General features: G+C 71.0%; 10 protein-coding genes and 1 pseudogene. 2 read left to right on the top strand and 9 right to left on the bottom strand.

All coding sequences use genetic code 11. The features are described from left to right. Positions 1-77 precede the first annotated feature (77 nt). The 4 genes and pseudogenes from ABZ194_RS10685 to ABZ194_RS10670 form a co-directional block, all read right to left on the bottom strand. Complete coding sequence (locus tag ABZ194_RS10685) at positions 78-2,207, bottom strand: NADH-quinone oxidoreductase subunit L (protein WP_355594644.1); 2,130 nt, start codon at positions 2,205-2,207, stop codon at positions 78-80. 254 nt (positions 2,208-2,461) lie between these two features. After that, positions 2,462-2,746 (bottom strand): annotated as a pseudogene (gene nuoK, locus ABZ194_RS10680) (NADH-quinone oxidoreductase subunit NuoK); the annotation flags it as partial. Positions 2,747-2,750: 4 nt separating this feature from the next. Next, entirely contained in the window at positions 2,751-3,284 is a 534-nt protein-coding gene (locus ABZ194_RS10675; protein ID WP_355594642.1) for an NADH-quinone oxidoreductase subunit J, read from the bottom strand. Then, on the bottom strand, positions 3,281-4,426 hold the full coding sequence (locus ABZ194_RS10670) for a 4Fe-4S binding protein (protein ID WP_355594640.1): 1,146 nt from the start codon (positions 4,424-4,426) through the stop codon (positions 3,281-3,283). The genes ABZ194_RS10675 and ABZ194_RS10670 overlap by 4 nt, the downstream gene beginning before the upstream one ends. A gap of 323 nt (positions 4,427-4,749) precedes the next feature. Between ABZ194_RS10670 and ABZ194_RS10665 the strand changes: the two genes are divergently transcribed. Further along, the gene (locus ABZ194_RS10665; protein WP_355594638.1) at positions 4,750-6,045 is read left to right on the top strand and encodes a protein kinase; all 1,296 of its coding nucleotides are present in this window, start codon (positions 4,750-4,752) and stop codon (positions 6,043-6,045) included. On the opposite strand, the gene ABZ194_RS10660 is transcribed toward ABZ194_RS10665, so the two are convergent. The 5 genes from ABZ194_RS10660 to ABZ194_RS10640 form a co-directional block, all read right to left on the bottom strand. Further along, entirely contained in the window at positions 6,042-6,977 is a 936-nt protein-coding gene (locus ABZ194_RS10660; protein WP_355594636.1) for a hypothetical protein, read from the bottom strand. The genes ABZ194_RS10665 and ABZ194_RS10660 overlap by 4 nt on opposite strands. A 257-nt stretch (positions 6,978-7,234) precedes the next feature. Beyond that, positions 7,235-8,188 (bottom strand): NADH-quinone oxidoreductase subunit NuoH, encoded by a 954-nt coding sequence (nuoH, locus tag ABZ194_RS10655; RefSeq protein ID WP_355594634.1) that lies wholly within the window; start codon positions 8,186-8,188, stop codon positions 7,235-7,237. A gap of 15 nt (positions 8,189-8,203) precedes the next feature. After that, positions 8,204-8,797: an NADH-quinone oxidoreductase subunit C gene (locus ABZ194_RS10650; protein ID WP_355594632.1), complete on the bottom strand. Its 594-nt coding sequence runs from the start codon at positions 8,795-8,797 to the stop codon at positions 8,204-8,206. Continuing rightward, positions 8,790-9,230, bottom strand: a complete 441-nt coding sequence (locus ABZ194_RS10645) for an NADH-quinone oxidoreductase subunit B family protein (RefSeq protein WP_355594873.1) — start codon at positions 9,228-9,230, stop codon at positions 8,790-8,792. Before ABZ194_RS10645 ends, ABZ194_RS10650 begins: the two co-directional genes overlap by 8 nt. A gap of 95 nt (positions 9,231-9,325) precedes the next feature. After that, positions 9,326-9,697 (bottom strand): NADH-quinone oxidoreductase subunit A, encoded by a 372-nt coding sequence (locus ABZ194_RS10640; protein ID WP_355594630.1) that lies wholly within the window; start codon positions 9,695-9,697, stop codon positions 9,326-9,328. Positions 9,698-9,949: 252 nt separating this feature from the next. On the opposite strand from ABZ194_RS10640, the gene ABZ194_RS10635 reads away from it, so the two are divergent. Next, complete coding sequence (locus ABZ194_RS10635) at positions 9,950-11,467, top strand: polysaccharide deacetylase family protein (RefSeq protein WP_355594628.1); 1,518 nt, start codon at positions 9,950-9,952, stop codon at positions 11,465-11,467. Positions 11,468-11,557: the final 90 nt, after the last annotated feature.

The raw sequence follows: 11,557 nt of genomic DNA, 5'->3' as shown, positions 1-11,557 counted from the left end.
GATCGTGTCGTGGGTTCCCCGAGGGGTCGGGATGCCGTGGGTTCTTTGAGGGATCGCTCTCTGAGGGATCGGGAGGCTCATCCGAAGATCACCGCCCCCACCGCGAGGAGGAGGATGCCCGCGAGGAGACCGGTGATGTAGAGCTGGACGTTGCCGTTCTGCGCCAGGCGCAGCAGACCCGCCACGTCCAGGGTCACCCGCCCCGAGCCGCGCACCGCACCGTCCACGAGGCGGTCGTCGGTGCGGGCCACCAGGCGGGCGAGGCTCAGCACCGGCCGGACGAACAGTATGTGGTAGCCGGAATCAATGGAGAAAGCCTGCTCACAGGGCGTCCGGAGCGGGCCGAGCATGCGGGCCGGATCGCTGAGGGGGTCGCCTCGCCACACGACGTACACCAGGCCGGCGCCGAACAACGCCGGCGCGAGGCTGAGGACGGCCGTGCCCCACTGAAGATCGGCGGCGCCGGCGAAACCCAGGAGCAGGGCGGGCACGGCGAGCAGCGCGATCGGCAGGCGCATGGTGGCGGGAACCCCGTGAACGTCGGGGACGTGAGCCGCGCCGGACGCGGACCGGACATCGGTGACGCGACCCGGGACGGGCACGGGCCGGACATCGGTGAGGTGGACCGGGCTGGGTGCGGGCTGGACATCGGCGATATGGGCGGACTCGGGGACGGGCAGGACGTCGGCCACCTGGTCCGGGCCGGTTCCGGGCCGGAGGTCGGCGATGTGGGGTGCGCCGGGCTCCGGGGCGGGGTGAGGATGGGGGGAAGCCATTGTGGAGCGTTCCCCGAAGAAGGTGCGCAGCCACGCGCGGGTGGCGTAGGCACCGGTCACCGCGACCGTGGCCAGCGCGCAGCCGTACAGCAGCAGGGCCGCCGCGCCGGTGAGCGGTCCGGCGCTCAAGGCCCGCTCCATCGTCGCCAGCACCTCGTCCTTGCTGAAGAAGCCGCTGGTCGGGGGGAGGCCCATCAGGGCGGCGAAGCCGATCGTCATCGCGACGAAGGTGGTGGGAAGCTCACCTCGGAGGCCGCCCATCGCGCTCATGAGGTTGGAGCCGACCACGTGGATCACGGCTCCGGCGCAGAGGAAGAGCAGCGCCTTGAAGGCGCCGTGGGTGATCAGATGGAAGATCGCCGCGCTCTTGGACCCCGCGGCCAGCGCACCGGCCATGTAGGCGAGCTGGCTGATCGTGGAGTAGGCGAGGACCCGTTTGAGGTCCTGCTGTGCCAGGGCGGCCAGCGCGGCGCCGAGCATGCCGAGCGCGGCGATGACCGCGAGCACGTCCAGGGTGGGGTGGGAGACGAGGAAGACAGGGTAGAGGCGGGCGACGAGGAAGATCCCGGCTGCGACCATGGTGGCCGCGTGGATGAGGGCGCTGATCGGGGTGGGGCCGGCCATCGCGTCGGGGAGCCAGGTGTGCAGCGGGACCTGAGCGCTTTTCCCTGCGACCCCGGCGAGCAGCAGCATGGTCGCGGCGACGGTCGTGCCGGAGGACATCTCCGGAACCTTCGCGACGACGTCGGCGATTCTGAAGCTGCCTGCCGCGGTGCCGAGGACGAAGAGGCCGAAGAGGAAGCCGACGTCGCCGAGCCGGGTGACAAGGAACGCCTTGACCGCGGCGCGGGAGTTGGCGCGGTCCTCCCACCAGTGTCCGATCAGCAGGTAGGAGCAGAGCCCCATGATCTCCCAGCCCACGTAGAGGACGAGGAGATCGGCCGCGTAGACGACCAGGAGCATGGCGCTGGTGAACAGGCTGATGAAGGCGCTGTAGGACGGATAGCGCCGGTCGCCGCTCATGTAACCGATCGAATAGATCTGCACGGCCAGCGCGACCACGGTCACCAGCACCGCGATCGAGGCGGCGAGGCCGTTCACGGAGAGCCCGACCGAGATCGGCAGGGATCCGGTGTCGATGATGCCGAGGGTCCCGGTGACACCGTCCGGCCCGTGCGGGCCGGTGGATCCGGCTGGGGGCAGGAGGGGATTGCCCTGTCCGCCGCCCGTGCCGGTCCGGCCGGCGTAGACCAGCCAGATGGCGAGTGCCGTGGAGATCGCGGTGGGGAGGATCGCGATCCAGGCGGCCCTGCTGTTCGCGACCGGATCGGCGGCTCCGCCGCGAAGGCCCCGGGGGAAGCGTGACCCCAGCAGCCCGGCGGCGGCCGCGGCGAACGGCAGCAGGATGACCAGGGCGGCGATGGTGATCATGAGGTGTCAACCGTCCTGTTGGCCGGTCCGGTCACGATTCCGGGCCGAACCGGCCCTGTGACGACGTCGGCCGATCCGGCGGAGGGCCGGGAAATCAGGGAAGCCTGGGAAGTCCGGGAAGCCTGGGAAGTCCGGCCCTGGGGCAGGTCTCCGTCATTGGTGATGGGCCGGGGGGCGGTTTCACCGGTGACGCCGGTGGCGCCGCTCTGTCCGCCGGTGTCGGCGGGCGCGGCAGGCTCTGCCAGGGCACGGAGCCGGTCGAGGTCCACGGTCTGGCGGTTTCGGTACAGAGCGAGAATGATCGCGAGACCGAGGCCGACCTCGGCCGCGGCGATCACGATGACGAACAGGGTGAGAACCTGACCGCTGTGCAACCGGTCACGTAACCACATGTCGAACGTGACCAGGTTGAGGTTGACCGCGTTGAGCATGAGCTCCACGGACATCAGGACGAGAATGGTGTTACGGCGGGCGAGCACACCGTACACGCCGATGGAGAACAGGAGCGCCGAGACGACCGCCGGGTAGACGACGTGCACGTCATCACCTCCCGCGAATGTCGGTGCGGGACAGGACGATCGCGCCGATCAGGGCGGCCAGCAGGAGGACCGAGAGCGCCTCGAAGGGGAGCACCCAGTTACGGAAGACGCTGGAGCCGAGCTCCTTGGCCGATCCACCACCCGGTTCCAGAGGGATGTAGGCAGTGCGGAAGCCGTCGATGACGACGGTGACCAGCACGACGGCGGTGGCGGTCGCCACGACCGCGGCGGCCGGCCGGTTCCGGCTGTCGAGGTCGGCGGCCCTGCCGATCGGGGCACGGGTGAGCATGATGCCGAACAGCAGCAGGACCACGATCGCCCCGACATAGATCAGCACTTGGACCCAGGCGACGAACTCGGCCGTGAGGACCAGATAGCCCCCGGCGAGGGCGCCGAAGCAGACCACCAGCCAGAGAGCGGCGTGGACGAGTTGTCTGGTGGTCACCACGAGCAGCGCCGACCCGACGGCCACAGCGCCCAGCAGCAGGAAGACGATCTCCTGCCCGGTCGGTGACAGATAGGACGGCGCCTCGGTCACGTCTCCTCCTCGGACTCTCCGTTCGGGTACGTGGCAGAAGTCTGCTCCGATGTGGCCCCTGCCGGGGACACGCCACCCTTACCTGTGGATAACTTCTCGGCAGACGGCCCGCCTGTGGATAAGTCACCGGCGGATGCCCCGTCCGGGGGTGTGCCGTCCGGGGGTGTGCCGTCCGGGGGGCCGTCCGTAAGTGTGCCGTCCGTGGGTGTGCCGTCCGTGGGTGTGCCGTCCGGCGGACCGTCCGGGGACGACGTGTCGGCCACGGAAGTCTCCGCGGGTGGGCCGTTCTTCTTGGGGAGGGCTCCCGGCGGCCGGATGGCCCGGACGCTCGCGTGTCCGGCCGAGGCCCGCCGCGCCGGTCGTTCCGGTCGTCCCGGTCCCCGGCCGGGCCGCGCCCCCGCCGCATCCGGCCTACCCGTGGCAGCGGACCTACCCGTTCCCGTCGTATCGGCTCTGTCCGCCGCGCCGGAACCGCCTGTCGCGGACTGCGGGGCGGCGGCGCCGGAGGAGGAGGAGGAGACGTCGGCGCTCGGGGCGGAGGACGGGTGACCGGGAGTTCCGGCGGAGGCATCGGTCCCGCCACCGGATTCGGAGGCATCCGTCCCCCTCGGGCTCTCCGAGGGGGCGTCGGCGGGGTGGGGTGCGGGGCGAACCGTCCCGGCGGGAACGGAGAGGGAACCCGGAGGGGGAGCGGGGCGGGCGGGGCGGGAGGTCGCCGCGAACTCCTTGGGGGGATCGGCGCCGGGCTCGTGGGCCGGGGGCGGGGGGACGGTCCGGGCCCACTCGGTCAGTCTGTCCTTCTCGTGGAGAAGGTTTCGGATGTCCCCCTCGGCGTACTCGAACTCCGGAGACCAGAACAGGGCGTCGAACGGGCAGACCTCGATGCAGATCCCGCAGTACATGCAGAGGGAGAAGTCGATCGCGAAACGGTCGAGCATGTTGCGGGCGCGGGGGCGGCCCCCTTCGGGCGCCGGGACGGTCTCCTTGTGGGAGTCGATGTAGATGCACCAGTCGGGGCACTCCCGGGCACAGAGCATGCACACCGTGCAGTTCTCCTCGACCAGGCCGATCACCCCCCGGCTCCGCGGGGGCAGTTCGGGCTGGACTTCGGGGTACCGCTGAGTCACCGATCTGCTCAGCATGTGGCGAAGGGTGACGGAGAGCCCTTTCGCCAACCCCACTCCTGGTATCCGTGCCACAACTCAACATAATGGCGCATGGGCGCCCCTCGGGGAATGCGGCTGCTCCGTGAAGTGGGTTCCGGGCAGGAACGATCCCAAAATCCCCAAGTTATCCACAACACTTATCCACAGTCTGTGTGTTCGAGTTCCGCCCCCGGCAACGGAGTCACCCGCGAAGGTGACTGCGGGAAACCCTAGAAATACGTATTCTTCGCCACATGTCCCACCAGTACGGTCCCGCCTGGCAGAGCCGGCCACCCCAGCGATCCAACACGGGATTGAGCGTGGCGTGGACATTGGTCCCGCTGTTCACCTGCGGTCTGGGGACGCCGTTCATCATGGGCCACGCGGCCCGCCGGCTGCGGAGCCCGATGCTGGCCCTCGCCACCGTCCTCTACGGTCTCGGCGCGGGGGTGTTCATCGTCGGCGCCGGGGTCTACGGCGACTCCGACCGGATCCCGGTCTGGCTGGACGCCGTCATGATGGTCGGGCTGTTCGGCAGCTGGCTCGGCGGGCTGGGCCACGCGCTGATCATCAGGGGCGCGGTGTTCCGGCAGGACACGCCGGTGTTCCAGGGACCGCCGCCCTTCTCCGGGCAGCACCCCCTCCAGGGCCCCTTCCCCGTCCCCGCCGCGCCTCATGCCTCGCCGTACCCGACCGCCCCCACCCTGCCATCGAACACGCCCGCGCCCGCGCGCCGGCCCCACCACACCTGGAACGGCCCCCGGCACACGCAGGCGACCCACGCGCCGGCAGGTCACCCACCGTCTCCCGCCCATCCCGGCCACACCCGGCCGTCGCATACGCCCCAGGACTGGCTGGGGCCGTACCGGCTGATCGGCAGTCTGGGGAAGGGCGGTCAGGGCACGGTCCACCTGGCCCTCACCCCGCAGGGGCGGAAAGTGGCCATCAAGGTCCTGCACCAGCACCTCACCGGCAACCGGGTGGTCCGGGAGCGATTCCTGCGGGAGGTGGAGGCGACGCGCAAGGTGGCGACCTTCTCCACCGCCCGGGTGCTCGACGTGAACATCACCGACGACCAGGCGTACATCGTCAGCGAGTACGTGGACGGCGTCTCACTGGAGCAGCTCGTCCGCGACCAGGGGCCGCGCGACGAGGACGGCCTGACCCGGCTGGCGCTGTCCACGGCGGGCGCGCTGGCCGCGATCCACCGGGCGGGCGTGGTGCACCGGGATTTCAAACCGGCCAACGTGCTGATCGGCGCCGACGGGCCACGCGTGATCGACTTCGGCATCGCCCGCGCGCTCGACCAGGTCACCGCGACCTCTGGCAACATCATGGGCACCCCCGCCTACATGTCCCCCGAACAGCTCGGCGGAGGTGCGATCGGCCCGGAGACCGACGTGTTCAGCTGGGCGGCCACCATGATCTTCTCGGCCTCCGGCCGTGCCGCCTTCGGTGACGACACCATTCCCGCGATCCTCAACCGTGTGATCAACCACCACCCCGACCTGACGGCCCTGCCTCCGTCACTGCGCCCGCTGGCCGCCGCGTGCCTGGACAAGCACCCCGGCAACCGGCCCACGGCCGCCGACATCATGCTGCGGATCGTGCATTAGGGCACCGCGTCCCTCACCCGGGCCGTCAGGTCGAGATACTCCTGACGGGTCAGCGTCCGGGTCTCCAGCTCCAGCCCGTTGCGTACGGCGAAGCGGTCCGTCTCCCCGGGGTCCCAGTGTCCCGGCAGGTGGAGCAGACCGTCCCCGACCACCAGGCCGGTCATTCCCAGGTCGGCCGAGTAGAGCAGCAGCCTGGACGCGTCGATCTCGCGGGTCCGGCGGGCGGTCTCCAGCAGCAGCCGGCCGTGCACGGCCACCAGGCGGCAGTGGGGCTCGCCCCGCCGTCCGAGCACGCGGCCGTCGGCGGACCGGTGACGGGCCCGCCTCCGGCCGACCCCGGCCATGACACCGGCGCCCAGGACGGTCAGCCCGGCCAGCACCAGGGCGGCGACCCCGAGCGCGCCCATCCCCCGGCTGACGTCACCGCCGGGGTTCCTCATGTTCAGAACGACCAGCGTCACGAAGGCGACGCCGTAGGCGAGCACCAGCCACATGAGCCCGTAGAGCAGCTGCTCGCGCCACCAGACCCTCGGCGACCCCTTGGGGGGCCGCAGGCTCCGCACCCCGGGCACCCGCAGCCGGGGCAGGGCGGAGGGCGACCGGCGCCAGGTCACCGCGCGCCAGGCGGGCGATCTACGGGCGAGCGCCGTCCTGGCCTCCTCCCCGGTGGCGAACCGCCTGAGCTCGAACGTCAGGCCGTTGTCGCCGGCGAACGCCTCCACCTCGCGGCGCGAGCGGGAGCCCGGCGCCTCCAGCATCACCAGGCCGGAGTCGTCCAGCACCGCCAGGCCGTACCTCGTCCTGCCCCGGCCGGGGTAACCGAAGAAGAGCAGCGTGCTCGCCCTGCCCGGACCGGCGAGGGGCAGCCGTACCGGTGGATGTTCCGGCACCTCGACGACCAGGTCGTCGTCCACGGCAAGCGTGAGGGTCATGTGTTCCGTCCTTGGCCGCCGATGTCACCTGGTGCGGTGACCACGAGTGTTCACCGGGTCGCGTGTGGTTCACCGGTGCCGGTCGGGTCGGCGGCACCACTCGCCACACCGGCGCGGCGGGCAGGCCGTCCTCCCGGCAAAGGTACGTGGTCACCGCACCCCTGCTCGTCCTCCATGCCCGGTGCGCGCGCTTCGAACATCGGCCCGGCCGGACGGCGCGGACTCCGGTCAGGCCCGCGCCCCGTCCCCCGGACGGATCACCCGGTGAGGACCCTGACGACCCCGGTCAGCGCGAGCTGGACCAGCGCCAGCGGCACCAGGCCGACCCAGGCGAGCTTCTGGAGCTGGTCCTCACGGAGCCGGGGGTAGCTCACCCGGACCCAGATCACCACGAACACCAGGAGGAACACCTTGACGAGCATCCACGCGGGTCCCGGCAGGAGAGGGCCGTGCCAGCCGCCCAGGAACAGCGTGGCGGTGAGCGCGGCGATCACGATGATCCCGGCGTACTCGGCCAGCATGAACAGGGCGAACCTGATCCCGGTGTACTCGGTCATCGGGCCCATGATGATCTCGGAGTCCGCGATCGGCATGTCGAACGGCGGGCGGCGCAGCTCGGCGAGCCCCGCGGTGAAGAAGACCACGCCGCCGATCGCCTGCCAGGGCAGCCACCACCACCGCCAGGACTCCACGATGCCCTGCAGGGAGAGCGTGCCCGCCGCCATCGCGACGCTGGAGGCGGCGAGGACCAGTGGAAGCTCGTAGGCCATGAGCTGGGCGGCCGAACGCACCCCGCCCAGCAGGGAGTACTTGTTGCCCGACGACCAGCCGGCCATGATCGAGCCGAGCACGCCGACCCCCATCACGGCCAGGACGAAGAACAGCCCGGCGTCCAGGTCCACCCCGGCCAGGCCGGGACCGACGGGGATGACCGCCATCACCACGAGGTAGGGGATCAGCGCCACGCCCGGCGCGAGGACGAAGACCCGCCGGTCGGCGGCGGCCGGCACCACGTCCTCCTTCTGGGCGAACTTGACCCCGTCGGCGATCAGCTGGGCCCAGCCGTGGAAGCCCCCGGCGTACATCGGGCCGAGGCGTCCCTGCATGTGGGCCATGACCTTGTGCTCGGCCTGCCCGGCGATCAGCGGCAGCACCAGGAAGGCCGCGACGATCACAACGAGCCGGACGGCGACGTCGAGCACCTCGGCCATGATCACATCCTCCGATCAGCGGGCGTCCCGGCCGTCGTCACGGCCCCAGTCGGCGGGCACGCCCGGCGGGAGCGTCTTACGGCGGCTCGGCGAGCCGTGGTCGGACTCGCCGGGCTCCTTGGCCCCGGGCCACGCCTTGGCGACCCGGGCGGCCAGCACGAAGTCCTTGCGCAGCGGGAAACCCTCGAAGCCCTCCGGCAGCAGCAGCGGGACCAGGTTCGGGTGCCCCTCGAAGATCACGCCGAACATCTCGAAGGTCTCACGCTCGTGCCAGTCGGCGCCCCGGAAGACGCCGACGGCGCTGGGCAGCCGGGGCTGGGCGCGCGGCACCCGGGTGCGCAGCAGCAGGCGTCCGTGTGAGACGGGGTCGAACACGTGGGCGACGACCTCGAACCCGTCCGGCGGGTCGTCCACCGCGGTCAGCCAGTCGAAGAACTCATACCCCCGGGAGCGGGCGAAGGTCAGCAGGTCGATCCAATCGCCGGCCTGGACGGTCGCGGTGGTCTCCCCGAACGACTCCGACACCTCGGCGCGCGTGCCGTACCGTTCCCGGATCGCGGCGACGACCGCCCGCCGGTCTCGCGCCCGGCCGTCCGCGAGGTCAGGCATACCGCTCCCCCAGGTTCTCCGCGGCGATCTTCTCCTGGAGCATCATGATGCCGTGGAGCAGGGCCTCGGGCCGGGGCGGGCAGCCGGGGACGTAGACGTCCACCGGGATGATCTGGTCGACGCCCTTGGTCACGCAGTAGGAGTCCCAGTAGGGTCCGCCGGAGTTGGAGCAGGCGCCGAAGGAGATCACGTACTTCGGGTCGGGCATCTGCTCGTACAGCCGCTTGACCGCGGGGGCCATCTTGTCGGTCACCGTGCCGGAGACGATCATCAGGTCGGCCTGACGGGGGCCGTTGGCGAACGGGATGACCCCGAACCTGATGAAGTCGTGCCGGCTCATCGAGGTCGCGATGAACTCGATCGCGCAGCAGGCCAGGCCGAAGTTGAACGCCCACAGCGAGTAGCGCCGCCCCCAGTTGAGGATGAAGCGCATGGGCTTGGGGGCCAGCCGGGAGACCGGCCCCAGAGTGGGCATCGGAAGGTCCGCCATGACACCCATTCTCCTCCCGTCTCCTCCGATGCCGGCCGTCAGGTCCAGACGAGCACGCGTTTGCGCCAGGCGTACAGGATGCCGAGGGCGATGAAGCCCAGGAAGACGAACATCTCCACCAGGGTGGTCGTCCCGAACCCGGGGGCGTCGAAGACCAGGGCCCAGGGGAAGAGGAAGACGGCGTCCACCGCGAACACCACGTAGAGGTAGGTGAAGACGTAGTAGCGGACCTGCGACTGGGCCCACCCGGCGCCGACCGGGTCGACGCCGCACTCGTAGGTGAGCAGTTTGTCGGGGGTCGAATGGGTGGGGCGGAGCATCCGGTTGGCGAACAGCATCCCGGCCACGATCGCCACCCCGAGCGCGAACAGGGCGAGGACCACCGCGTAAGAGCCGAAGTATCCGTTCACGGGCCCTCCGCCGCCGGGCGTATCGAACGCGCTGGATGTGTCGAAAGGGCTGGATGTGTCAAAAGGGCCGGACGGGCCGGCGGCGCCGGGGGCCCGGACGTCTGTTCGCCTGAGTCTCCCTCGCACCAGCCGTAGCGGAATCCGCCGTCTCCGTCACCCAGTGGAACCGCCAAACCCGACACAGTCCAAACCTCCGCACCTTTCGCCCCAAGGAACAGTAAAGTGTGCTATATCACATATAGCGTTACATCTATGCCCATTATGCGATTCGCCGGAGGAATCGCGATCTTCGCCGCCACGGTCGCCGGGTGCGGCCCGACCACCGCGTCCTCCAGTGCGGAAGACCTCGTCCCGTCGGAACCCACGATGATCAACTATGGGGACCCATCCCAGGTGAACGGGCTGGATGTACATACCGTAACCGGAGGCGGCCCCGGTGACCAGCGTGTGCACGCCGTGTACCCCTCGCTCGAAGGCGCCCCCCGCCTCACCGGGAAACTCCAGCGTACGGTGGCCGAATGGCTCGACCGGTTCAACCGCGGCGCCCTGGGAAACGCCCCCGGGGAGAAGGCCTGGGAGACCGTCACCCCCGCCCACCCCGAGTTCAACGTCGACTGGCAGCTCGCCGCCGTGTCCAGCCAGGTGATCGGGGTACGGCTGCGCATCGGCCGGTCCGCCGGGGCCGACTGGGTGGAGTCTCGCACCACCGTCTGGTACGACCGGGTGGACAGGCGCGCCCTGGACTCCGACGCCCTGCTCCGGGGCCGTCCCGAGCTGGCCGAGCTGGCCGTGCTCGTCAAGGGGCGGCTGGCCGGCTCAAGGCCCGAGGTGAACCCGGGTGCGATCGGGCCGGAGGCGGAGCTGTTCGACTCCCTGGCCTTCAACCCGCGCGGCGACCTCGTCGTGGAGTTCGACGACCACCAGGTGGCCTCGGCCTCGCACGGCCGGGTGGCGGTGGCCGTACCCGCCTCCGAGATAGGGCCGCTGCTGTCGGCGACCGGGGTGCGGGCGCAGCGGGCGGCCGTGAAGGCGGTGGCCGGCATGGGCGCCGTCTCTCCGCAGCGGACCATCAGGGAGACGTCGATCCCCAGGCCCCGGGCGGAGAGCTCGCGGGCAGGCAGCGTGGACTGCGCCAAGGCCAAGTGCGTGGCGCTCACCTACGACGACGGGCCGGGTCCGGGCACCGGACGGCTGCTGGACGTCCTCGGCGGACACCGCGCCAGGGCCACCTTCTTCAGCACCGGCACCAACGCCTCCGCCCACCCCGAGTTACTCAGGCGGATGATGCGGGAGGGGCACCTGGTGGGCAACCACACCTGGTCCCACCGCGACCTGACCGCCCTCACCGACAGCAAGGCCGCCGACCAGATCGACAGGGCCCAGTGCGCGATCACCCGGGCGATCGGGCAGGCGCCCGGCCTGCTGCGCCCGCCGTACGGCGTGACCGACGGCCGGACCGCCTCCGTCGCGGGCAGGCTGGGCCTGACGCTGGTCGGCTGGAGCGTGAACACCGGGGACGAGCGCGGCGCGGACGCGAAGACCATCGCCGACCGGGCCGTCGCCGGGGCCGGACGGGGATCGGTCATCCTGCTGCACGACGTCCGCGACTCGGCCGTCGAGGCGACCCCGGACATCCTGCGACGCCTGGGACGCAAGGGCTACACCTTCGTGACCGTCCCCGAACTGTACGGCTCGCAGGGGATGCGGGCCGGCGGGATCTACGGCTCCGAGGGCGGCCCCGCGGCACCGGGCAGGCCGGCGAGGCCCTAGCCGGCGCCGGCGCCTCCGCGGCCGGGAGCACCGTGACCGGGAGCACCGTGACCGGGAGCCGGTGGCGCCGCGGCGGGGGCCGGGACTGTC

Origin of the sequence: Streptosporangium sp. NPDC006007, assembly GCF_040614315.1 — a bacterium.
GTDB lineage: Bacteria > Actinomycetota > Actinomycetes > Streptosporangiales > Streptosporangiaceae > Streptosporangium.
Note: the sequence above shows the minus strand (reverse complement) of the source record. Positions and strands in the feature narration are given on the sequence as shown.

Bases quoted from the DNA above. Each gene is read 5' to 3' on its own strand.
- ABZ194_RS10650 (WP_355594632.1), bottom strand. From the start codon at position 8,797: ATGCCTGACCTCGCGGACGGCCGGGCGCGAGACCGGCGGGCGGTCGTC.
- ABZ194_RS10660 (WP_355594636.1), bottom strand. From the start codon at position 6,977: ATGACCCTCACGCTTGCCGTGGACGACGACCTGGTCGTCGAGGTGCCG.
- ABZ194_RS10685 (WP_355594644.1), bottom strand. From the start codon at position 2,207: ATGATCACCATCGCCGCCCTGGTCATCCTGCTGCCGTTCGCCGCGGCC.
- ABZ194_RS10635 (WP_355594628.1), top strand. From the start codon at position 9,950: ATGCCCATTATGCGATTCGCCGGAGGAATCGCGATCTTCGCCGCCACG.
- ABZ194_RS10645 (WP_355594873.1), bottom strand. From the start codon at position 9,230: ATGCGCTTCATCCTCAACTGGGGGCGGCGCTACTCGCTGTGGGCGTTC.
- nuoH (WP_355594634.1), bottom strand. From the start codon at position 8,188: ATGGCCGAGGTGCTCGACGTCGCCGTCCGGCTCGTTGTGATCGTCGCG.
- ABZ194_RS10670 (WP_355594640.1), bottom strand. From the start codon at position 4,426: ATGCTGAGCAGATCGGTGACTCAGCGGTACCCCGAAGTCCAGCCCGAA.